Origin of the sequence: Oceanobacter antarcticus (genome assembly GCF_044962685.1) — a bacterium.
GTDB classification, from domain to species: Bacteria; Pseudomonadota; Gammaproteobacteria; order Pseudomonadales; family Oceanobacteraceae; genus Oceanobacter; species Oceanobacter antarcticus.
This window is the reverse complement of record NZ_JBBKTX010000003.1, coordinates 201,147-224,050: the sequence shown is the minus strand read 5'-3', so window position 1 is coordinate 224,050 and position 22,904 is coordinate 201,147. Positions and strand designations below refer to the sequence as shown.

Genomic DNA, 22,904 nt, shown 5'->3' with positions numbered 1-22,904 from the left:
ATGGCCCGCTTGCTGTTATCGAAGGCGACCTTGTCGGCCCAGCGGCAGAAGCTGGCGGCCTACCAGCGGTTTTTACCGGCACTGGATATGAAGCGCCAGCAGTTGCAGGGTGCCATCAAACAAGTGGAAGCCCAGCTGCAGCAACAGCAACAACAACAGCGGCAGCTGGAACAACGTATTGCCGAACAAATGCCGATGCTGGCAGAAACCTCCATTGATTTGCAGGGGTTGTGCTCGGTGAGTCGATTACGGTTGCAACGACGCAACGTGGTCGGCGTCTGGATTAATGAGCTGGGTGACATCGAATTTGATCTGGTGGATATTCCGCTGATGGCCAAACCGCACTGGGTCGCACCGTTGCAGCAATGGCTGAAAGAGGGAATGACACTGGATGTTCGGCAACAGCTATTGCAGCAGCAGCAGATAGCGATGGCAGCGGCCTTGCGCAAGGTGACCCAGCGGGTGAACCTGTTCGACAAGGTATTGATACCAGACACTCGTTCCAATATTCGTCGGATTGGCATTTATCTGGACGACAAGGAACGAGAGTCGGTAGTAACGTCAAAAATTGCCAAAAACAAACGTCAGGCTGCGGGTGGCTTATGACGATTGTGGCATTAAAAAAAGTGGCTATCGCTGGCCGCGAAAAAGACAAGGATGCCGTCGTTGCCAAGTTGCAGGCATTTGGTCAGTTACATCTGATCAGTGCCCATGAGAGCGGTGAGGAAATACCGGAAGGAATTCGTCAGCTGAACCAGGCGATACGCTTTCTGCAACAAGGTGAAACCCGCCGCCGACCCTTAAAAAAATTTACCGGTTTTCATTTGCAGCCGGTGGTGGATGAAGCGTTGGCGGTGCAGCAGCAGCTGCGTAATCTGGAAGATCAGCGCGATGATGTTCAGGCCCGCATGCGGCGTATGTCGCCCTGGGGGGGCTTTCAATTGCCGGGTGACACACTGGTAAATCATATTCGGCTGTGGTTTTACCGGCTGCCGGTCGGCAAGCGCTCCTGGCTGGATCGGCTTTATCAGGATAACGCTGAATCCCGACCATCGGCTTTGGGCCAGGAGGCACCCAGCGGGCAGATTCCCTGGCAATTGGCAGGCCGCGACAGTCGTTTTCTTTATGTAGTGCTGGTCTCTGCGACGGAACCGCCAGCGGCGTGCATGCCGGTGCCGCGTGAGCATCTTGGCTCCCGTTCATTGGCGCAGCTGACCGAGGCGTTGGAAAATCTTGAGCAATCCCTCGATTCACTACAATCCCGGCGTGAAGAACTGACTCGTTACTTGTTGTTGCTCAAACGTCATCAGGCCCGAACCCACAATCATGCACTTTGGCGTCAGGTGGTGGATCAGCTGTCGTCGGATGGACAGGTATTTTCCCTGGTTGCCTGGGTGCCGGTGTCGGCCTTGCAGCAACTGACGGAGCTGGCGCGAGAGACCGGGTTTGCCTTTGTCGCGACCGACCCGCAGCGAGACGAAACACCACCGACCTTGCTGCGGCCATTGGCGGGCTTTGCCGCTGGACGATTGTTGACCCGCTTTTATCAGTTACCGGCCTATCGATCCTGGGATCCGTCCGTGCATTTGTACCTGTCGTTTGTGGTGTTTTTTGCCATGATCCTGTCGGATGCCGGTTATGCACTGGCACTGGGAAGCTTGCTGGCATTGCGCTGGACGTCGATGGGCAAAAGTGAATCCGGTCGTGGACTGCGGCAGCTGGCATTGTCTCTGGTTGGAGCATCGCTGGTCTGGGGCATGCTGGCGGGTAGCTATTTTGGTCTGACTCCGGCACCAGGGAGTTGGCTGGCGGCATTGGTTGTGGTGGATATCAACCACTACAACGCGATGATGAAACTCTCGGTACTGACCGGTGTGCTGCACTTGCTGATCGCCAATGTCAGCCTGGCCTGGCATCGCTGGCGAGAACGCTGGTTTGTGGTGAGTCGGATGGGCTGGTGTGCTGTGGTGTTATCGGGTTGCTGGGCCGGTTTTGTCGGTCTTTCTGCAGCCGTTGTGGCAGTGTCGGTTGTCGCGCTACTGGCCATTGTGATTGGCTCCGGCTGGTCTGGCCCGGTCACGATGCCAGCCAGTCAGGGGAAGAGGCTGCTGCAGCGGTTATTACGGGGAGTACTGGCGTTGTTAAGTCTGAGTCAGCTGTTTGGCGATGTGCTCAGTTATATGCGGCTGTTTGCGTTGGGGTTGGCATCGGCGTCGCTGGCGCTGACTTTTAACCAGTTGGCAGGACAGGTAGCCGAGGCTGAAGGCGGCCTTGCCTTGCTGGGCGGCGGGTTGATTCTGTTACTGGGCCACCTGGTCAATATTGGCCTGGGTGTGATGAGTGGCGTGGTACACGGCCTGCGACTGAATTTTATTGAATTTTATAACTGGGGCGAGCCGGGAGAAGGCTACGCTTTTCAGCCGTTTCAATTAAAGGAGTTGGAAGATGAATGAGCTGGTCATGACCCTGGGCTGGATTGGAATTTTTGCTCCCGTTGCCCTGGGAGCCATTGGCAGTGTGATTGGTTGTGCACTGGCAGGTCAGGCAGCCATTGGTGCCATGCTGGATACGGATAGTGGTTACGGGCGTTTTATCGGGTTGTCGGTATTGCCATCGTCGTTTGTGATTTATGGCATCGTGCTGATGTTTACCTTGCAGCGGGAAGTGACTGTCACCAACGCTGCCGGCTTGTTTGGCATCGGCTTGCTATCCGGTCTGGCGTTAATGACAACAGGGGTCTGGCAAGGCCGGGCCTGTGCGTCAGCCATCAGTGCCTCGAAGGAAAAGCCGGAAATCTTTGGTATGTCGATTGCTCCAGCTGCAATCGTTGAAGGTTTCGGCGTGTTTGTGTTTATTTTTGCACTGGTGCTGTCGGGCGGTATTCCTGCCCCGGCGGTTCAGTAACAGAGTTATCGACGTTTGCCCGACGATTGATCGGGTCAGCGCAGGAGGATAAAGGTCGATGAAACAATCAGGCAGCGACGTTGTTTCCGCCGGTATTGACGAACTGGTTAACCGCTTGCGCCAGGACGGTGTTGAAGCGGGCGAGACAGCAGCGGCGGCGATATTGGCCGATGCTCGTCAACAGGCGGCTGCCTTGTTGGCTGACGCTACCCGGCAGGCGGAGCAGTTGATTGCCGATGCGCAACAGCAAGCCCAACGGCAGCAGCAGGCGGCTGCGGAAGCTATGCAGATTGCGTTTCGGGATCTGGTGCTGGATATGAAATCCATGCTGGAACAACGCTTCTCTGCGGATGTGTCGCGGCTGGTGCGGCAGCAAATTGATCAGCCACAGTTATTGGCAAAACTGGTTCAGGCTGCGGCCGGACGCCTGTTGGAACAGGCTGAGCTACCGCAGGAAGGTGACTTGGAGTTGTTGTTGCCGCCGCATATTCTGGCTCTGGATGATATTCGGCGAGCGCCGGAGTCGGCGATGCAGGGGCCGCTGGCCGATCTGGCTTTTGCGTTACAAGCCGATATGTTGCGTGACGGCGTGACCCTGGCAAATCGATCCGATGACCACAATGGTATCAAACTGGTGCTGCGTGGTCAGCAGGTTGAAGTGGATCTCAGTGATCGGGCCATTGCCGGGTTGCTGCTGGGGTATTTGCAGCCCAGATTTCGCGCCATTCTTGACGGTATTATTCGTTAGCTGGCTGCTTTTACAGGCCATTGAATTTACAGGCCATTGAACGACGATTTAAGCGTTGTAATCGTCACCGCGATAGATTTTCAACAACCGGTTAGGGGTTTGAATGGACTGGCGTGATCGTTACACCCTGTTGATGTCGAGTTTGCCTGCCCATGGGCGCTGGGGTAGTCGTCATCAAACGCCGCTTTCCCGGTTAAAGCTGGAGCGCCGGTTGCGGCTGTTAAGTCCGCAAGATGCCGACTTGCTGGCGCGAATCGAGTCCTCACTGCAGTGGCGAGAGCTACCCATCAACACCGATAACCGCCAGCTGGTTGGGCGTCAGCGACAACTGCTGGGTGCCTTGCGCGATGACGCTATTCGACCCGCCGCCGAAACCTCAGCACTGCTGACTCTGATTCAGCGGCGGCTGGATGTTAGAACTCTGGTGGCGGCGTTGTGGCGGCGAGAATATCAACAGGCCGACAGTCCGTCTCCTGGAGGGGAGTGGACGGTCAGCCGTTATCGCCAGATCATTGAGCGTAACTGGCATGAACCAACGTTTCGTCTGGAAGTGGCTCAGCCCTGGCTGTCACAGGCGCTCCAGTTTATCCGCTTGCACCAACCCTGGGAGCTGGAACAGATGCTGCTGCAGTACAACTGGGCCTGGATGGGACGTAGTCACCTGCTCGGAGATAACAGCCTGATTGCCGTGGTGGTATACGTGCTCAAATGGGACATGCTGAACCGTCGGATTGGGTATGACGCCGACAATGCGGTGGTGCGCTTTAAAAACTGGGTTACGGTGGATATGACGGCTGTGGTTCAGGATGATGACAGTAACCCGGATCGGGACGCTGAAAATACATTTGCCAAAACCTCGGCTGCAGCCAAGAGAGAATGATGATGACTTCGGCGACAACAGAGACGACAACAGCAGTAACAGCAGCAGGGATGAGCGATTCCCGCCAGCTGCCAACGGCGCGTATTGTCGCAGTACAGGATGACCTGGTCACCATCGAAAGTATCGAACTGGCTGCGGGGGAATACCGTCCGCTGTCCAAAAACGAGGTGGTTTTTATCTTGCCAGGCCGTACGGCATCTGATGGACGGCAGGAGTACCTGAAAGCCGAAATCCTGAGAATACACGGTCGGCGGGCTGATGCTCAGGTCTACGAAAGCACCCGTGGTGTCGGGGTGGGCGACTCGGTATTACAAACCGGCGAGCTGTTATCGGCAGAGTTGGGACCGGGTCTGCTCGGCATGGTTTACGATGGATTACAAAATCCACTGGAACAGCTGGCGGCCAGTTATGGCACGTTCCTGCCGCGTGGGGTGGATGTGCGTGGCCTCGATCAGCAACGCCGCTGGTCATTCAAACCCGCCATCAAAGAAGGTCAAAAGCTGCGGGCAGGAGACGTGACCGGGGCGGTCGCAGAAGGTCGTTTTGAACACAAGATCATGGTGCCGTTTGACTGGCCAGGAGAATGGCAGCTGGATTGGATTCTGGAGGGCAGTTTTACCGTTGCCGATCCGGTCGCCCGGTTGACGCCACTGTCGGACAGCGGCGTTGCCGACGTTCACCGCAGTCGTCATCTGACACTCAGCCAGCGCTGGCCAATACGTATGCCAATTTCACGTCGGCTGATGGCGCTGGGTGAAGCGGAACGTGTTTACCCCAGTCAGCCGCTGTCCACCACAATCCGGCTGGTGGATACCTTTTTTCCTTTGGCCAAGGGCGGTACTGGCTGTATTCCTGGGCCATTTGGTGCCGGTAAAACCGTACTGCAGGGGCTGATTTCGCGTTATTCGGATGTCGATATCGTGATCGTTGTCGCCTGTGGTGAACGCGCTGGTGAGGTGGTGGAGACGATTCAGGAATTTCCCGGTATGACGGATCCCAAGACCGGTGGCAGTCTGATGGATCGAACCATTATCCTCTGTAATACGTCATCTATGCCGGTCGCTGCACGGGAAGCATCTATCTATATGGGCATTACGCTGGCGGAGTATTACCAGAGTATGGGGTATGACGTCTTACTGATTGCCGATTCGACGTCTCGTTGGGCCCAGGCGATGCGGGAAACCTCGGGCCGATTGGAAGAAATACCGGGCGAAGAAGCGTTTCCGGCCTATCTGGACTCCTCGATCCGTAATGTGTACGAACGGGCAGGGGTGATCCGCCGCTCCAACGGTGTTGAAGGTACCTTTACCATGGTTGGCACTGTCTCTCCTGCCGGAGGTAATTTTGAGGAACCAGTGACCCAATCGACGTTGGGCACCGTAAAAACGTTTCTGGGGCTATCCGCCGATCGGGCCTATCGGCGTTTTTATCCGGCGGTCGACCCGCTGATTTCCTGGTCCCGTTATCTGAAGCAATTACAGCCCTGGTTTGATCGTCATTTATCCCCAGGCTGGACTCATCGGGTTGAGTCCTTGTTGCAGCTGCTGGTGCGGGGCGATGAAGTCAGCCGTATGATGCAGGTGACTGGCGAAGAAGGCATTACACTGGACGACTTTATTATCCAGCAAAAAGCGCTGTTGCTGGATATGGTGTATCTGCAGCAGGATGCTTTTGACGAAGTGGATGTCTCCGTTCCAATGGATCGTCAGCAACGGCTGTTTGAATTGATGGAAATGGTTGTTCGGCATAAACCAGTGTTTGTTGCCGACTCTGACTCGCACAGGAAAGCCGCTGTCCGAACCTTCTACACCCGTCTGACAGGCCTGTTTAAAAACCTCAATTACGCGGTGGATGGTTCCGGTGAATACAACCGTCTACTGGAAGCGATCGGGGTGATGTTGAGTCCGCCCTGACAATACCGCGTTGCTTGCTTAACCCCTGTTATGGACTAGATTTAAGCGATGAAGTAACCAGAACAGGTATTGATTATGGCTCCCAAGTGCCTTGTCGCGGACGACAGTCTATATGCTCGCATGATCATGAAGGATGTCATTCGTCGCATATTCCCAGATGCAGAATTTCACGAGGCCGGTTCCGGTGAAGCTGCCATCATAACCGCTGAAAGCACCGGTTATGATTTTGACTGGTATCTGCTCGACGTCAATATGGCACCGTCGGATGGTGTCGCAACCAGCAAGCAACTCATGGCGGTTGGAGTGGATGCCAGCAAAATTGCTCTGGTGACCGGCAATCGATCATCCAACTTGATAGAAGAAGCCAATGCGCTGGGCGTGCAGTATGTCAGCAAGGCAATCAGTCCAGAGGATATCGGGCTGTTTGTAGAGCGTTTGCGTACTTTCTTTGGTCGGAGCTGATCATGATCCTGGATGAGCAGGCTCGAACTATCAGTCTGGATGTCTTGGCAGAATCACTGAACCTGGGGCTGGGTCATGTGATTGATGAACTGTCAGAAATATCAAACAGTCGCATCGAATTACACGTGCCTGAAGTCAATATGTTGCCCAAAAAAGAGGCACTGGCTTTTACCGAGCAATTGCGTCAAGAAGGTAAGGCGATTTTTGTGCAACAGCGCTTTTGCGGGGAAATTTGCGGCGAGGCGCTACTGTTTTTTAGTGAGCGGGAAAGCCTGAATCTGTTGAATGGGCTGCTGGGAGAGCAAGAGCAGACACGGATTGAGTTCGCCGTAACCGAAGAAGAGATGCTGCTGGATCTGACCAATGTGGCTGTTTCTGGTGTTATCTATGCGCTGGCCCAGTTACTGGGCATTCAAATCCATACTGAATTACCGCGCTGTGAATACGGCAATTTCAGCGACAGTGGTCGGTTGCTTGATGAAACGGACAACCTGATCTTGTTTCTGACCATCAGCTTCACCGTGGTAGAAAAAAATTCCCAAGCCCAGCTGATGTTTTTCCAGCCGACCGATGCGCTGGTGACCTTGTTTGATCATATCAATAAGCGTTTGGCGGCGTTCTGAGTATGCCTGAAGTGTATTTGTATTGGCATATTTATTGATTTGATGGATAGCGGGATTGTTGTGCTCAACACGGAAGGAACCTTGGCGTCCCCTATACAGAAATCTGCTTCAGTCTGTTGATTTCCTTGCTGAATGGCTGGTTCTGGGTGTGACAGAAGGGCACTTTATCGATGATGTCGGGGAAAGCCTGAACAAGTTACGCAACACGGAGAGATCTGGGCGTAGTAAAAGTTGCAATTGATGATTTTGGTACCGGATACTCCTCTCTGGCGTATTTACGGCATTGGCCGGTGGATATATTAACAATAGATCGCCATTTTCTGAAAATTGCGGCATCGGATAACAAAGATGCCAGTATTGTTTCGGTTGTTATTGATCTTGCGCATGCATTGGAGCTGGCAGTCGTGGTCGATGGAGTTGAGTTTTTATAAAAAATGGATCTGTTGTGAATGAAAGGCTTTGATATCGCCCAGGGGTGTTATGCTGGCTATCCTATGTGTATTAAAAGGATCTGGTAGGCTGATGTAGCAGTTACAAAAAAACTTGGGCTGTGTTGATTGAAAAATAATACCTGCCTGTCTGTATTTCTTCTTGTCTGATTATTCTTCCGGGTTGTTACTGACTTGCATCGCTATGATATTGAATCTGCTGATTGGCGTACTGGTGGTTGCATTTAATAGGGTACCTAAATTCAAAGCTCACCATAAAGCGTCGTTCAAGTCGTGCCTTGCTGCACGGGTTTCGCCTCACATTTCGGTTTTTGACCGTTGGGTGCAGTAATGCACCGGTTTGGTGCTTCTTGGATGTGTGATCTGTTCGTCATTGGTGCCTTTGTAGCAAGGGTTGATTGCGGCTGCCTGATTCATGACCAATACCTATCATTCTGCGCCAGAATGGCCGCTGTGGCGGCTTGCAGTCATGCATGGGGAGTGGTTTACTTCGGGCACTTTGTAGTCTTTCAGAGTGACCCAGTGCTTGCCAGTCTGGCGTCAATTCCTCATTAACCTGATGGCAAATTTCAGGAGCTGTATGTCTATCGAGTGGAAGGATTACGCACCGGGTGAGTTCTACGACGAACTTTTCAGTGCACCCGGCTGCGCGCGCGAACCTGCTGAAGCACTTATTTCATATCTGGAATCTTTCTCGGATGAAGATGTCAATTCGCGTAAAGTTGCGGCTGAATCGACTATTAAGGAAATGGGTGTTTCATTTACTGTATATACAGAAGGCGGAAATATCGATCGGGCCTGGCCCTTTGATATTCTCCCCAGGGTAATTTCCAAAAGCCAATGGGATATCACTGCGGCAGGTCTGAAACAGCGCTTGCGTGCGCTTAACCTTTTTATTGATGACCTGTACCACGACCAGAAAATTATCAAGGATGGTGTGGTGCCGGGGTTTATACTTAAACAGTCAGCTAATTATCGCAAAGAATGTGAAGGTGTCAGCCCTCGTTTTGGTGTATGGGCACATATCTGCGGTACTGATCTGGTACGTGACGGTGATGGCCAGTTTTATGTGCTGGAAGATAACCTTCGTGTTCCCTCTGGCGTATCGTATATGCTGGAAAACCGTTCGATCATGAAACGGGTAATCCCAGAAGTCTTTGAGAATGTCAATATCGCCCCGGTCGGTGATTATCCTGAACACCTGTTTGATACCCTGTCGGCGTTATCTCCACGCGAAGTCGACAAGCCGGTGGTGGTGGTGCTGACGCCGGGAATTTATAACTCGGCGTATTTTGAGCATGCTTTCCTGGCACAGCGTATGGGTGCCGAGCTGGTTGAAGGCAGTGATCTGGTGGTGACGGAAGACGATTGCGTCTATATGAAAACCATCGCTGGTTTGGAGCGGGTTGATGTGGTTTATCGCCGTATTGATGATCTGTTTCTCGACCCGGAAGTGTTCCACCCTGATTCCACGCTGGGTGTGCCAGGGCTGATGCGTGCATGGCGTGCTGGTAATGTGGCTTTGGCTAATGCCCCCGGTGCTGGTGTGGCGGATGACAAGGTGGTGTATGCCTTTGTCCCTGCCATCATCAAGTATTATCTCGGTGAAGAACCACTGATTCCGAATGTGGAAACCTTTTTGTGTTATGACGACAAACAGCGTGAATATGTGCTGGCCAACCTTGACAAGCTGGTGGTTAAACCTGCCAACGAATCCGGTGGTTATGGCATGCTGATTGGCCCGCATTCAACCAAAAAAGAGCGTGAAACCTTCGCTGACCTGATCAAGGCCAACCCGCGTAACTACATTGCCCAGCCAACGCTGGCCTTGTCGACCTCGCCGACTCTGGTGGGTAAAAACAAGGTGGAACCACGTCATCTGGATTTACGGCCGTTTGTACTGCAGTCGCGGGACAGCTATGTCACGACCGGTGGTTTGACGCGGGTGGCAATGAAAAAAGGTTCTCTGGTAGTTAACTCTTCCCAGGGTGGTGGCAGCAAGGACACCTGGATTGTCGATACAGGAACAGGAATCGAATAATGCTCTCGAAAGTTGCAGAACGTATTTACTGGTCCGCTCGCTATCTGGAGCGGGTTGAAAGCACAGCGCGATTGCTTAGCATTTATGACAAGCTGTTGTTTGACATGCCGCGGCGGGTCAATCTGGGCTGGTACAACCTGATTGTCATCAACAGTCTTGAAGAAGATTACAACAGTCGCTATTCCGTTCGAGATGAACGGAATGTAGTGAAGTTTCTGCTGGGTGATGACACCAATCCGTGCTCCGTTGTGAACTCCCTGCGCGCGATTCGTGAAAACATCCGCACCACGCGGGATGTGATCCCTGCCGATGCCTGGGAACTGGTGAATGAACTGAGTATGTTTGTGCAGGAGAACCTGTCACTCGGTATTAATCGCAGCATGCGCCACGAGTTCCTCGAAAGCATCATCAAATCCTGTCAGCAAATTGTCGGTTTGCTCTATGTCAATATGACCCGCGACGAAGGCTGGGACATGTTGCTGATGGGACAAAACCTGGAACGGGCCGACATGACTTCCCGTAACCTCGATGCTGCGATTGCGGCGATTCATCAGGTGGCTGATGATGAATACGCGGTGAACAGTCGTCAGATTATCTGGGGTAATGTGTTGCGTTCTCTCAACGCCGATCAGCCCTTCCGTCGCGCCATGCGTTCGTCCATCAAGGGAACCCCTGTGGTGACCTTTTTATTGGGCGATGAGCAATTTCCCCGCTCAGTTTCATTTTGCCTGAATAAAATCATGGCAAGCTCGGCTTGTTTGCCAGCGGGTGAAGACGTGATTAATCGCACCCGATTGATTTGTGATGAAATTGCAGCAGACCTGGATGCCGAAGAATTTGGTGTTGCCTTCCGTGAAGATCTGAATGAATTGCAATTATCACTGGCCGATGTTCATGGCCTGATACAAAAAACCTGGTTCCTCTCGGATCAATAGCCAATTACCGAGCAGGCAACAGGGACGAAAATGAGGTGCTGGTTTGGCAAGGCCGACCAGCACCTGTAACGATATTCAGAGTTTTCCTATTTCGGGAGCAGTTATGACTATCCGTGTTGCGATTCAGCACAACACATACTACGACTTCGACCGGCCTGTTGCGCTGTCACCCCATGTGGTTCGACTGCGTCCGGCCCCTCATTGTCGTACACCAATTGAGTCTTATAGTCTCAAGGTGCAGCCGGAAAACCACTTTGTTAACTGGCAGCAGGATGCTTACGGCAACTACTTGGCACGCTTGGTATTCCCGGAAAAAACCCGCAAGTTTTCGGTAGAAGTTGAAGTCATCGCCGATATGACGGTGGTTAACCCGTTCGACTTTTTCCTCGAAGAAGATGCGGAAGAATTTCCGTTCGAATACGACAAGCAGACCAAAAAAGAGCTGCAGCCCTATCTGGAACTGGAACCCCAGGGGCCAGAATTTGAAAAGTTTCTGGCGGGTATTTCGACCAAAAAACGCCGTACCATTGATTTTCTGGTGGACGTCAATTCGCAGCTTGAGCAGCTGATTGAATACACCATTCGAATGGAACCAGGTGTTCAAACGCCAGAAGAAACCCTGGAACAGGCACTCGGTTCCTGTCGTGACAGTGCCTGGCTGATGGTGCAGGCGGTGCGTCACCTGGGAATGGCAGCGCGTTTTGCGTCCGGTTACCTGGTACAGCTGACGTCGGATGAAAAGTCGCTCGACGGCCCTTCTGGACCGGAAGCCGACTTCACCGATTTGCACGCCTGGTGTGAAGTGTATCTGCCTGGTGCTGGTTGGGTCGGTCTGGATCCAACTTCCGGGCTGTTTGCCGGTGAAGGTCATATTCCATTGGCCTGTACACCACATCCGGTATCGGCCGCACCAATCAACGGTTACACCGACAAGTGTGAAGTCGAGTTTGACTTCAAGAACGACGTGACCCGCTTCCATGAAGACCCCCGTGTCACCAAGCCGTACACTGATGCCGAATGGGCCGATGTGCTGTCACTGGGCGACAAGGTCGATTTGTTACTGGTTGAGAACGATGTGCGCCTGACCATGGGTGGTGAGCCAACCTTTGTATCGATTGATGATATGGAAGCGGCACAGTGGAATACCGAAGCGCTGGGTGCCCACAAGCTGAGTCTGGCCAAAACCCTGTTGTTAAAACTGCGTGATCGGTTCGCACCAGAAGGCATGCTGCATTATGGGCAGGGCAAATGGTATCCGGGCGAAGAAGTGCCGCGTTGGGCGCTGGGTGTGTTCTGGCGTACCGACAATCAGCCGATGTGGACACGCCCCGAGCTGTTGGCTCGGGTCGATAAGGATTACGGCCACACAGAAAAAGATGCCCACCAGTTTGCCACGCTGTTGTCTGAGAAACTGGGCTTGTCTGACCAGTATGTTCAGGCGGCCTATGAAGATGGCCTGCATTACCTGCTGGAAGAACAAAATCTGCCCGTTAACCTGGACTCCGAAATCGCGGCTGCCAAGGATGAACTGGCACGTCGTCGTCTGGCACGGGTGCTGGATCAGGGGCTGAGTACGCCTACCGGTTTCGTTGTGCCGGTGGAATGGGATTTTTACGGCCAAAGCTGGCGTTCCAGTGTGTGGGAGTTGCGCCGTGGTCGCATTACGCTGATACCGGGCGATTCGCCTATGGGTCTGCGTTTGCCACTGCAAGGCTTGCCATGGTCAGAAGAAGTGCCACTGCCGCAGGAAGCTGACCCGTTCCGCACCACCGAAGCATTGCAGACGCGTGAAGAAATCATCAGTAGTGTGGCGACAGTCGCCCCAGAACCGATTGCCGAGCAATCCGTATCCGATGAAAAATCACAGAAGCAGCGTGCCGAGCAGGATGAGCAGTCCGAGACCTACTGGCGCAATCTGGTTCGTACCGCCATGTGTATTGAAGCTCGTGGTGGCAAAATTCATATTTTCTTGCCACCACTGCCGTATCTGGAAAGCTACGTTGCCTTGTTGACCATGATCGAGGAAACAGCCGCAGCGCTGGATATGCCGATCATTATTGAAGGTTACGAGCCTCCACGTGACTGGCGCATGCAAAAGCTGCTGGTGACGCCAGACCCCGGTGTGATTGAGGTGAATATTCACCCGGCCAGTAACTGGCGCGACATGATGCACACCATGAATGAGTTGTATCAGGCGGCACGTGAATCACGTCTGGGCACTGAAAAGTTCATGCTGGATGGCCGCCACACCGGTACCGGTGGTGGTAACCACATCACGCTGGGTGGCAAGACCCCGGCGGACAGCCCGATGCTGCGTCGCCCTGACTTGCTGCGCAGCTTTGTCACTTACTGGCAGCACCACCCAAGTTTGTCCTATCTGTTTTCGGGCGCCTTTATTGGCCCGACCAGTCAGGCACCACGGGTGGATGAAGGCCGGGACGAAGGTCTGTATGAGCTGGAAATTGCCTTCCAGCAAATGCCGGAAGGGGAATCTGCCCTGCCATGGCTGGTCGACCGCATTATGCGTAACCTGCTGATCGATGTGACCGGCAATACGCACCGTGCCGAGTTCTGTATCGACAAGCTGTTTGCACCAGGCAGCTCGTCCGGTCGCTTGGGTATTCTGGAATTCCGTGGTTTTGAAATGCCACCGCACAGCCGCATGGGTCTGGTTCAGGCACTGTTGATCCGGGCTTTGTTGATCCGTTTCTGGAAAGATCCGTACAAACACGATCTGGTGCGCTGGAATACCCAGCTGCATGACAAGTTCATGTTGCCGCACTATGTCTGGCAAGACATTCAGGAAGTCGCTCAGGATCTGCAGGAGCATGGTCTCGATTTCCGCGCAGAGTGGTTGTTGCCATTCGAAGAGTTTCGTTTCCCGCATTATGGCCGGGTGGAACTGGGTGATATCAAGATCGAGCTGCGCTGGGCCATCGAGCCATGGCACGTTCTGGGGGAGGAAGTCTCCAGCTTCGGTACGTCCCGTTATGTGGATTCCTCGGTCGAGCGTTTGCAGGTCAAGGTGTATGGTATGACCAACAATCGTTATGTACTGGCGTGTAATGGTCGTCGTGTCCCTCTCGCCAGCACGGGTCGCCATGGTGAATACGTTGCCGGTGTGCGCTACAAGGCGTGGGCACCCCCGTCGGCGCTGCATCCAACCATCGGGGTACAGTCACCGTTGGTGTTTGACCTGATTGATACCTGGAATGGCCGTTCTGTGGGCGGCTGCAGTTACCATGTATCGCATCCAGGTGGCCGCAGTTACGACACTTTCCCGGTAAATTCCTTTGAAGCGGAATCGCGCCGGGTCAATCGCTTCTCAACGCTGGATCACAGCCATGGGGCGTATTCTGCTCGTCCGGATATCGACGCTATCCGGGAATTTTTCCCGCATACCGAACCGCGTCCGATGGCACCTCCAGCAGAAGAGTCTCCGAACGATTATCCTTGTACGCTGGATTTACGGCGTAAATAAGGCGCGTTTGCTCCCTCTGTTGGGGGGAGGGAGCAAACAAAGCTGAGACAATTTCCCCAATCTGACATAATGGCCGCCGCAAGCGGCCATTTTTTTTGGCCGGAATTTTTTCACAGCGTTCCTTCGAATCCGCAGCGAGAACAAGCATGTCGCCGACCGTGTCACCGGCTCCAGGGCCAGACAGCGATGAACTGATCTACCGCCATAATCCGGCACTTCAGGATGAAGCTGTCGATGCCAATGGAGAGCTGCGTCCGCACTGGTCCTATCTTCTCGACAGTCTGAAAGAGCTGGGGTCTGCTTCATTTGATGAGCGCCAGACCAAGGCGCTGCGTATTTTGCGGGACGATGGCGCGACCTATAACATCTACAGTGATTCCAGTACGCCATCCCATACTTGGAATATGGATCTGGTTCCCTATGTGATTGGCAGTGATGAGTGGGGACGGATTGAAGCTGGTCTGCTGGAACGGGCAGAGCTGTTTAATCTGCTGTTGCGGGATCTTTATGGTAATCGGGATCTGATTCGCTCAGGGGTAATTCCCCCGGACGCACTGTTTTGCCATCGTGGTTTTTTACGCGCTTGTAATGGCATCCACTTGCCGGGTGACCACGATCTGATTTTGCACTCGGTTGATCTGGTGCGTGGTGCAGATGGCCAGATGATGGCGATTGGCGATCGTGCCCAAAGCCCGAGTGGTGCTGGCTATTCACTGGAAAACCGCAACGTGATGTCGCGGGTGTTTCCGAGTCTGTTCCGCGACAGCCATGTACACCGACTGGCGGCCTTTTTTCAGCGCCTGCGTTCCAAACTGAATTCCCTGTCACCTAATACCAGTACGCCACGTGTTGCGGTGATGACACCCGGTGCGCATAACGAAACCTACTTTGAACACGCCTACCTGGCTAATTACCTGGGTTTCCATCTGGTTCAAAGTGACGATCTGGTCGTTCGTAATGGCTTTTTATGGATGAAGTCGCTGGATGGCCTGAGCCGGGTAGACGTCTTGTTACGCCGGGTGGATGACTGGTTCTGTGATCCGGTTGAGTTACGTGGTGACTCCCGCCTCGGAGTTGCCAACCTGCTTGAAGTGGTTCGGGCTGGTAATGTCGTCGTGGCTAACCCGCTTGGTTCCGGGGTATTGGAAAACCCGGTTTTTTTACGCTTTTTACCCGGTATTGCCAAACACTTGTTGGGCCGTGAGCTACGTTTGCCATCGGTAGAAACACGCTGGTGTGGTCTTGATGAAGATCGCGCCTATGTACTGGATCACTTGCACGAACTGGTGATCAAGCCGGTGTACCGCAATCTGGATAACCGCAGCCTTTATGGACCAGAACTGGGGCAGGAAGAAACCCGAATACTGAAAGCCAGAATTGAAGCTGATCCAACCCAGTACGTTGCCCAGCCAGTGATGGAAGCCTCCCACGTCCCTTCTTTTGTGGACGGCGTACTCAAACCCCGTCCGGTTATTCTGCGCAGTTTTGCGGTGGCGACGGACACGTCTTATACGGTTATGCCGGGTGGATTGACGCGCATCGGTCATGGCGAACGTTCGTTTATGATTTCCAGCCAAACCGGCTCCAAAAGCAAAGACACCTGGGTGATTGCCTCTGAACCGGAACGTCTGGTGCATGATGAACAGCTGGATGAGCCCGTCAGCCGCGAAGCCGACCTGATCAGCCTGCCCAGCCGCGTGGTGGAAAACCTGTTCTGGATGGGGCGTTATGCCGAGCGTGCAGAAGCGGCCCTGCGGATACTGCGTACGGCCTTTATGATGCTGAATGGTGAAGAGCGCATCAGCGATATTACCCAGCATCAGCTGCTGCATGCCGTCTCCATGATCACCGCGACGCCGTCACGTTCCACCGATGACCAGACCGCAGAAGAAGCTCTGCGGGGCATTATCGAAAATGGTTCGGTACTGCGCAGCATTTCCGGCAACCTTAATGCGATGCTTTATTGCGCTGATGAAACCAAGGAACTGTTGTCGTCGGATACTTACCGCGTTATCAACGACATTCGTGATGCCTTGAACATGCTGGGTATCAGCTTTTCTGGCAGCCTGGCATCGGCGCCGGAAGAAGCACTCGACCCGCTGGTGACCGCGCTAATGGCACTTTCCGGTCTGACCCAGGAAAGCATGATTCGTGGTTTCGGCTGGCGTTTTATGGATATGGGAAGACGTCTCGAACGGGGTTACCAGATCGCGATTGCAATCGACAGCCTGATTGTACCGGTATTGTCCGAGTCGGATCAGAGCAAACTGTGTGAAGCATTATTGCTGTCGCTGGAAGCCCTGATCAGTTATCGCCGCCGTTACCGTGCCCGCGTGGGTATCCAGACGAGTCTGGATCTGGTGATGATGGATCCGACCAATCCGCGTTCCTTGATGTATCAGGTGGAACAATTACGGCAGCATATTCGGGCGCTGCCGAAAACACCAACCCAGATGCACGAGTTGGCCGCCGATGAGCGACGAATTCTTGAGTGTGAAACGCTGCTCAAATTATCGTCGCTGGCCGAGCTCAGTAAAGCTGATGGATTCCAGCGCAGTCATCTGGATGAACAAATGAAGAAGATCGCCAGCCAGCTGAGTGGCTTGAGTGAAATGATTACTGACAAATACTTTGATCACCGGGAAGCCTCGCAGCAACTGGTTAACAGTACCTGGGAAAGTATCTAGTGTTATATCGAATCCGTCATACCACAGAATATGTTTATCACAGTCGGGTATCCCACTGTTACAACATGGCCCATGTCACACCTCGGGATACCTTGCGCCAGCAATGTTTATCGACACGTGTTGATGTGCTGCCAGGTGCTGCATTTACCTCCAATCGCAGTGATTATTTTGGCAATAACGCCTACCACTTTGAAATTCAGAAGCCGCACAAGAAACTGGTGATTACATCCACCAGCGAAGTGCGGACGGGAGTACAAAAAGCGGCACCGGATCTGGAGTTTGGGATCAGTTGTCGTGATGCTCTTGAGGCGATGAGCAGTTCTCGTACTCCAGAAGTGTTACTGGCGCGGGAGTTTCTGCTGGATTCACCGATGCTCAAGTCATCGCAAATCTTGCAAGAATTTGCCGCTAATCTGTTTGAAGATGACAAGCCGCTACTGACTGCCGTCATGGCGCTGACCAGTAAAATTTACCAGGAATTTGAATACTCTCCGGCATCCACTACCATTGCGACGCCGTTGCAGGAGGTACTGGATTCCCGCAGGGGGGTCTGCCAGGATTTTGCCCACTTGCAAATTGCCATTTTGCGCTCACTGGGGTTTGCGGCCCGCTATGTCTCCGGTTATCTGGAAACCCTGCCGCCGCCAGGGCAAGAAAAAATGGTTGGTGCCGATGCCACACACGCCTGGTTAGCGGTTTATGCACCAGGTGAGGGATGGTTTGAATACGACCCTACCAATAACTGTATGGCACATGAACAGCATATTGTGACGGCCTGGGGACGGGACTTCTATGACGTGACGCCGGTGTGCGGGGTGATCTACGGTGGCGGCAGCAATCCAGTGTTGCGGGTTGCGGTCGATGTCACACGCCTGACCTGAGCCGCGGTATTTTTACCTGAAGGACAGTTGATGATTCGTACTCTGATGATTAACGGCAATGGCCAGGCGTCCATTGGTGGAGAGGAGCTGGTGCATGACTGGCGTAACGACGCCAGCAGTCGGCTCTGGCTCGATTTGACGTCGGAAGGACTCGAACAGCATCAGACAGAACGGCAGGTATTGCTGGGGCTGGGTTGCCATGCGCTGGCCATCGAAGATGCCCAGCGGGATCGCCACCCGCCCAAGCTTGAAGTATTTGATGACCACGTGTTTATCCTATATCGCGGTATCGCCCGATTTGATAGCCAGTTACACCACAAATCCCAGTCGATTTCGTTTTTTATCAGTGAGCGTTTACTGATTACCTATCACCCGTTACCGGCGGAAAGCATTAATCGCTTGATGGCAGGGCATGGCGGTATTCATTTGCAGCGCTGCCCGCCCCAGCTGGCGCTGCGGATCATGCATACCTCGGCCGGCATGTATCTGGATCATGTGTTGGCGTTTGAGGATCAACTGAGTGACCTGGAAGATGCCTTGCACGATCAGGGAACCGATGCCCTGATGCGCCAGTTAATGGGCTATCGGTCACGACTGGTAAAACTGCGGCGTATTTTTAACTATCACCAGAGCATTACCGATGAGCTGAAGTCCAGCGATCTGGCGCTGTTTGATCAGCCGGATCTTGGGCTGGATCACACTTTGAATGATCTGCACGACCGCTTTGAACGTCTTGCCAGTCTGGTGTCGATGTTCTACGACATTTGCGGCGATCTGATTGACGGTTATCTGGCCGTTACCTCGCACCAGCTCAACAACACCATGCGAGTACTGACCGTGATTACCGCGATTTTTATCCCATTGGGTTTTCTGGCCGGATTATACGGTATGAACTTCGAGTACATTCCCGAGCTTAAATTTCATAACGGCTACTTTATCTTGCTGGGAACCATGGCTACATTAGCCGTTGGGTTGCTGGCCTGGTTCCGCAAGCTGCGCTGGTTATAAGCGCAGCGTTCGCGATCACCTTTGAAAAACGTTCAAGCGTAGCGCTGCTGGCATCTCGGCTGTAAACCAGGAAAGCGATCTCCAAGGCACTTGACCTGTTACCTGAGTGCCCGTTCCATAACACCAAACTCGCTCTGGCCCTCCTAATAGCACATCATTCCCAACGGCGGGAGCCGAGCGTCCCAGCGGCAAATTGCTCCAGCGTTTTCATCGGGATATGGTCGCTGGTGTGGCGGCCGTACCAGGCGAGCTGGATGTCTCCTTGCTCCGAAATCAGCAGGCACCCGTTTGATATGAGGATCCCAGCCAAGTGTGGTCAGGCAGCGGATGATGTTATTCAGGTCGTACTGTCGAGATGGTAATCCCGTTACGAGTTTGTACCATGAATACCATCCCTTTGTTCCCGGAATGCGGTTGGCGACAGGCCAACCCGGCGGCGAAAAAAGCGCGAAAAATAGGCCGGGTCATTAAACCCCAGATCATAGGCGATCAGTGAAACCGGCACTGAGGAATAAATCAGCATACGCTGGGCTTCCAGTATCAGGCGGTCGTAGAGCAGGTCGGTGATGTTCTTGTCGGCCACCTGCTTGCAAGTACGGCTCAGGCTGGCCGGGGTGGTGCACAGTTCCTGCGCATAAAACTCGACCGCCTGGTGTTGGCGATAGTGCCCTTCGATCAGGGTATTCAGGCGGCGGAAGCGTTCGCTGTGAATGTCTTCCGGGCCGGTTTCCGGACGCTCTTCGACCAGACGCCCCAGCTTGACCAGTAAACCGAATAATAGCCAAGCAAACATGGCTTTTTTGCCAATGGCATTACCCTGATACTCATCCGTCAATTGCAGGGCTGTCTGGTCGATAAAGGCCAGATCCTTCGGGTGGCGGGTCAGGTTGATAATACGGGCGGTTTGCAGCAATTCCTGTTCAAACGGAAACTGGCGGGCAAACTGGTCGTCCTGAATCAGCAGGCGGGAGACGGTAATCACGCAGCCTTCGGTGGCTTCGCGTTCAAACTCGAAACCATGCACCACTCCGGCAGGTACCGAGATAATCACCGGTGCACTATGGCTTTCTTCCTGGCCATCAATAAATATCCGTACTGAACCGGTGTGGACAAAGACCAGCTGGAACATATTCGGATGGGTATGAATATTGATGGCCCAGTCGAACAGTCTGGCCCGGCTGGGAATATCCTCAATGTGGACAAACTCCGGGTCACTGGCGGACGGCGCCTCGCTGTACAGAGTGTAGCGGGAAATTCGCTGATACGTGCCAGAGGGTGATTTGGCGTCGCTATCTGTTGCTCTACTGGATTGCGCTGAATTCATAAGATGTTTTTATTGTTGTTTTTGTAAGCCATGGCTCTGCGACAATATTTGCCGAAAGCCATGGATGTTATTGGCAGGGGTCGTCGGCTACGACAACAATCAGCTGCTGAATTCTTCGGTATCAATTTCAACCTGCTGGGCCGGGCTGTAGCGGTTGCCGGTGACGCTGGTCTGATTGATCAGCAGGTTCAGCTGGCGGATGATGTCGGCAGACAGGGTAATGTCTTGGGTTTGCAGGTTTTCTTGCATGTGGGCCACTGAGCGTGTCCCGGGAATGGGGACGATATGGTTGCCTTGAGCGCAAACCCAGGCCAGTGCCAATTGCGCAGGCGTGCAACCGACCGTGGTGGCAATCTGGTGGTACTGTTCCAGCAGCTTGAGGTTGGCAGCAAAGTTCTCTGGATAAAAGCGCGGCATATTACGGCGAATATCCTTCGGCTCCAGTGAGTCCACGTCCTGCAGGCCATTGGCGAGGAAGCCACGCGCTACCGGAGAGAAGGCAACAAAGGCGGTACCCAACTCTTTAGTGGCTTGCAATACGGCGATTTCGGCGTTACGGCTCCACAGTGAGTATTCGGTTTGTAACGCTGCAATCGGGTGTACCGCATGGGCCTTGCGCAGGGTGTCGGCGGAGACTTCGGACAGGCCGATCGCACCAATTTTGCCTTCTTTTACCATCTCGGCCAGTGCCCCAACCGATGCTTCGATCGCTGTGTTCGGATCAAGACGGTGCAGGTAATAGAGGTCGATGTGTTCAACCTGCAAGCGCCGCAGACTGTTTTCGACCTGTTTGCGCAAGGTGGCTGGAGCGCCGTTGATTTCCTTGACGCCGCTTTGCTCGCCGATCTGCATGCCGCCTTTGGATGCCAGAAAAATATTGTTGCGCAGCGTTTTCAAGGCCTTGCCCAGCAGCAGTTCGTTCTTGCCACCACCATACAAGGTGGCGGTATCAAAATGGCGATAGCCCATATCAAACGCGGCGTGTAATGCCTTGATGGCTTCGTCTTCCGGGAGCGGAACACCATAGGCATGGGACAGGTTCATACAACCCAGACCGATACCGGGGTTGTTAAATTCAGTCTTCAGCGTGGTCATAAAAACACCTCATGTCAGAAACGGAAAAACCGGCGGAGCCGGTTTGGGGAAGCGAGTTGGCGCGTGATTCGGAGTTGCAGCGTCGGATGCTTGACTCGTTCCCACGCTTCGGCGTGGGAACGGATGCCACCCATGGCTACTATGCCGGAGCGTGGGAGACAGCAGTAGAGCAGCAGATCACCGCAGGATTCCGTTACAACGGATTATTCGGCTTCCAGCAACTGTTCCAGCTTATCCAGAGTTTCCATTGCGGGCAGAACCTGGGCAACAGAAGAGTTAGGCTCACGGCCTTCTTTGACGGCGGCGATAAATTCACGATCCTGCAGTTCAATACCGTTGTTGGATACGGTAACGCCAGACAGGTCGATCGGGTTTTCGTAGCCATCTACCAGGTCATCGTAACGGGCGATGTAGGTGCCCTGGTCACAGATGTAGCGGAAGAAAGTACCGAATGGGCCTTCGTTGTTAAACGACAGCGACAGGGTACAGATTGCACCGCTGGGTACTTTCAGGCCAATGCTCATGTCCATGGCAATGCCCAGATCCGGATGAATCGGACCTTGTAGCGCCTGAACCTTGCTGCAAGTTTCACCGGTCTGATACTGGAACAGGTCAACGGTGTGACAGGCGTGGTGCCACAGCAAGTGGTCGGTCCAAGAACGTGCCTGACCCTTGGCATTGGTGTTGGTACGACGGAAGAAGTAGGTTTGTACATCCATCTGTTGAACGTTCAGCTCACCGGCCTGGATCTTGTTGTGAATCCACTGGTGAGACGGGTTAAAACGACGGGTCTGGCCAGACATGGCGACCAGGCCGGTACGCTGCTGCACTTCAACCAGCTTGCGAGAGTCTTCGATGTTATCGGCCATCGGAATTTCAACCATCACATGCTTGCCGGCTTCCAGACACTGGATCGCCTGGGAGGCATGCATGCTGGTCGGTGTTGCCAGCAGTACGCCGTCAACGTCGTCACGGGCCAGGGCTTCAGCCAGGTCGGTACAGTAGTGTGGAATGCCACGTTCTTCTGCTACCTGTTTGATGACGTCGGGACGGGTACCAACAACGGATACCACTTCAGCGCCTTCAATGTTGGCGACCGCGTCCAGGTGTTTCTGGCCAAAGGCGCCGGCGGCACCTGCAACACATAATCTCATTCTTGTTCTCCTGATCTGTGTGTCTGTAGCACCGGGGATGCCGGTTATTTACTGGGTTTGCAAGGAATATTGCAGCAACAGGCTGGCGGAATGTTCAGCGTGAACGCTGAATGATGGGAGTTCAGCGCTGAAAGTTCGCAAGCGTACTGAAGATTGACATCGAACGGTCTGAAAAAACGCCCGCTGCCAATATTGCCCGGTGTGATCCTGAAGGACCATACCTGAGCAACACGGGACAACGGGCAACAACACAAAACTCAAAACGACCAAGTTCGAGAACTCCAATCTAACATTGGCCCCGGAATCAGGGTAATTGATA

At 53.6% G+C, this 22,904-nt stretch carries 18 protein-coding genes; 15 read left to right on the top strand and 3 right to left on the bottom strand.

What is annotated here, in order from left to right; genetic code table 11:
- The 15 genes from WG929_RS03915 to WG929_RS03845 all read left to right on the top strand — a co-directional run bounded on the left by WG929_RS03915 (nt 1) and on the right by WG929_RS03845 (nt 19,012).
- Nucleotides 1-606 carry a V-type ATP synthase subunit D gene (locus tag WG929_RS03915; RefSeq protein WP_416204989.1) on the top strand — a complete coding sequence of 202 codons (606 nt, stop codon included), beginning with the start codon at nt 1-3 and terminating at the stop codon, nt 604-606.
- Nucleotides 603-2,453, top strand: a complete 1,851-nt coding sequence (locus WG929_RS03910; RefSeq protein WP_416204988.1) for a V-type ATP synthase subunit I — start codon at nt 603-605, stop codon at nt 2,451-2,453. The genes WG929_RS03915 and WG929_RS03910 overlap by 4 nt, the downstream gene beginning before the upstream one ends.
- Entirely contained in the window at nt 2,446-2,904 is a 459-nt protein-coding gene (locus WG929_RS03905) for an ATP synthase subunit C (protein ID WP_416204987.1), read from the top strand. Before WG929_RS03910 ends, WG929_RS03905 begins: the two co-directional genes overlap by 8 nt.
- Nucleotides 2,905-2,962: 58 nt before the next feature.
- Entirely contained in the window at nt 2,963-3,652 is a 690-nt protein-coding gene (locus tag WG929_RS03900; RefSeq protein ID WP_416204986.1) for an HrpE/YscL family type III secretion apparatus protein, read from the top strand.
- Nucleotides 3,653-3,755: 103 nt separating this feature from the next.
- A complete protein-coding gene (locus tag WG929_RS03895) occupies nt 3,756-4,532 on the top strand; it encodes a hypothetical protein (RefSeq protein ID WP_416204985.1) in 777 nt (258 codons plus the stop codon).
- A 50-nt stretch (nt 4,533-4,582) separates the two neighbouring features.
- Entirely contained in the window at nt 4,583-6,445 is a 1,863-nt protein-coding gene (locus WG929_RS03890) for a V-type ATP synthase subunit A (protein WP_416204984.1), read from the top strand.
- Between the two features lie 75 nt (nt 6,446-6,520).
- On the top strand, nt 6,521-6,907 hold the full coding sequence (locus WG929_RS03885; protein WP_416204983.1) for a response regulator: 387 nt from the start codon (nt 6,521-6,523) through the stop codon (nt 6,905-6,907).
- A gap of 2 nt (nt 6,908-6,909) precedes the next feature.
- Nucleotides 6,910-7,530, top strand: a complete 621-nt coding sequence (locus WG929_RS03880) for a hypothetical protein (RefSeq protein WP_416204982.1) — start codon at nt 6,910-6,912, stop codon at nt 7,528-7,530.
- Nucleotides 7,531-7,745: 215 nt separating this feature from the next.
- Nucleotides 7,746-7,961, top strand: a complete 216-nt coding sequence (locus WG929_RS03875; RefSeq protein WP_416205012.1) for an EAL domain-containing protein — start codon at nt 7,746-7,748, stop codon at nt 7,959-7,961.
- Nucleotides 7,962-8,559: 598 nt separating this feature from the next.
- Complete coding sequence (locus WG929_RS03870; RefSeq protein ID WP_416204981.1) at nt 8,560-10,020, top strand: circularly permuted type 2 ATP-grasp protein; 1,461 nt, start codon at nt 8,560-8,562, stop codon at nt 10,018-10,020.
- Nucleotides 10,020-10,955, top strand: a complete 936-nt coding sequence (locus WG929_RS03865; protein WP_416204980.1) for an alpha-E domain-containing protein — start codon at nt 10,020-10,022, stop codon at nt 10,953-10,955. Before WG929_RS03870 ends, WG929_RS03865 begins: the two co-directional genes overlap by 1 nt.
- Before the next feature lie 103 nt (nt 10,956-11,058).
- Complete coding sequence (locus WG929_RS03860; RefSeq protein WP_416204979.1) at nt 11,059-14,436, top strand: transglutaminase family protein; 3,378 nt, start codon at nt 11,059-11,061, stop codon at nt 14,434-14,436.
- A gap of 146 nt (nt 14,437-14,582) precedes the next feature.
- Nucleotides 14,583-17,123: a circularly permuted type 2 ATP-grasp protein gene (locus WG929_RS03855; RefSeq protein WP_416204978.1), complete on the top strand. Its 2,541-nt coding sequence runs from the start codon at nt 14,583-14,585 to the stop codon at nt 17,121-17,123.
- Nucleotides 17,123-18,004 (top strand): transglutaminase family protein, encoded by an 882-nt coding sequence (locus tag WG929_RS03850; protein WP_416204977.1) that lies wholly within the window; start codon nt 17,123-17,125, stop codon nt 18,002-18,004. Before WG929_RS03855 ends, WG929_RS03850 begins: the two co-directional genes overlap by 1 nt.
- A 30-nt stretch (nt 18,005-18,034) precedes the next feature.
- Entirely contained in the window at nt 18,035-19,012 is a 978-nt protein-coding gene (locus tag WG929_RS03845) for a magnesium transporter CorA family protein (RefSeq protein WP_416204976.1), read from the top strand.
- A gap of 367 nt (nt 19,013-19,379) precedes the next feature.
- Here WG929_RS03845 and WG929_RS03840 read toward each other — a convergent pair whose 3' ends face one another.
- The 3 genes from WG929_RS03840 to WG929_RS03830 all read right to left on the bottom strand — a co-directional run bounded on the left by WG929_RS03840 (nt 19,380) and on the right by WG929_RS03830 (nt 22,585).
- Nucleotides 19,380-20,336 carry a helix-turn-helix domain-containing protein gene (locus WG929_RS03840; protein WP_416204975.1) on the bottom strand — a complete coding sequence of 319 codons (957 nt, stop codon included), beginning with the start codon at nt 20,334-20,336 and terminating at the stop codon, nt 19,380-19,382.
- Between the two features lie 99 nt (nt 20,337-20,435).
- The gene (locus WG929_RS03835; RefSeq protein ID WP_416204974.1) at nt 20,436-21,431 is read right to left on the bottom strand and encodes an aldo/keto reductase; all 996 of its coding nucleotides are present in this window, start codon (nt 21,429-21,431) and stop codon (nt 20,436-20,438) included.
- Nucleotides 21,432-21,634: 203 nt separating this feature from the next.
- Complete coding sequence (locus WG929_RS03830) at nt 21,635-22,585, bottom strand: Gfo/Idh/MocA family oxidoreductase (RefSeq protein WP_369855241.1); 951 nt, start codon at nt 22,583-22,585, stop codon at nt 21,635-21,637.
- Nucleotides 22,586-22,904: the final 319 nt, after the last annotated feature.

Bases quoted from the DNA above. Each gene is read 5' to 3' on its own strand.
- WG929_RS03915 (WP_416204989.1), top strand. From the start codon at position 1: ATGGCCCGCTTGCTGTTATCGAAGGCGACCTTGTCGGCCCAGCGGCAG.
- WG929_RS03910 (WP_416204988.1), top strand. From the start codon at position 603: ATGACGATTGTGGCATTAAAAAAAGTGGCTATCGCTGGCCGCGAAAAA.
- WG929_RS03905 (WP_416204987.1), top strand. From the start codon at position 2,446: ATGAATGAGCTGGTCATGACCCTGGGCTGGATTGGAATTTTTGCTCCC.
- WG929_RS03900 (WP_416204986.1), top strand. From the start codon at position 2,963: ATGAAACAATCAGGCAGCGACGTTGTTTCCGCCGGTATTGACGAACTG.
- WG929_RS03895 (WP_416204985.1), top strand. From the start codon at position 3,756: ATGGACTGGCGTGATCGTTACACCCTGTTGATGTCGAGTTTGCCTGCC.
- WG929_RS03890 (WP_416204984.1), top strand. From the start codon at position 4,583: ATGAGCGATTCCCGCCAGCTGCCAACGGCGCGTATTGTCGCAGTACAG.
- WG929_RS03885 (WP_416204983.1), top strand. From the start codon at position 6,521: ATGGCTCCCAAGTGCCTTGTCGCGGACGACAGTCTATATGCTCGCATG.
- WG929_RS03880 (WP_416204982.1), top strand. From the start codon at position 6,910: ATGATCCTGGATGAGCAGGCTCGAACTATCAGTCTGGATGTCTTGGCA.
- WG929_RS03870 (WP_416204981.1), top strand. From the start codon at position 8,560: ATGTCTATCGAGTGGAAGGATTACGCACCGGGTGAGTTCTACGACGAA.
- WG929_RS03865 (WP_416204980.1), top strand. From the start codon at position 10,020: ATGCTCTCGAAAGTTGCAGAACGTATTTACTGGTCCGCTCGCTATCTG.
- WG929_RS03860 (WP_416204979.1), top strand. From the start codon at position 11,059: ATGACTATCCGTGTTGCGATTCAGCACAACACATACTACGACTTCGAC.
- WG929_RS03855 (WP_416204978.1), top strand. From the start codon at position 14,583: ATGTCGCCGACCGTGTCACCGGCTCCAGGGCCAGACAGCGATGAACTG.
- WG929_RS03845 (WP_416204976.1), top strand. From the start codon at position 18,035: ATGATTCGTACTCTGATGATTAACGGCAATGGCCAGGCGTCCATTGGT.
- WG929_RS03840 (WP_416204975.1), bottom strand. From the start codon at position 20,336: ATGAATTCAGCGCAATCCAGTAGAGCAACAGATAGCGACGCCAAATCA.
- WG929_RS03835 (WP_416204974.1), bottom strand. From the start codon at position 21,431: ATGACCACGCTGAAGACTGAATTTAACAACCCCGGTATCGGTCTGGGT.
- WG929_RS03830 (WP_369855241.1), bottom strand. From the start codon at position 22,585: ATGAGATTATGTGTTGCAGGTGCCGCCGGCGCCTTTGGCCAGAAACAC.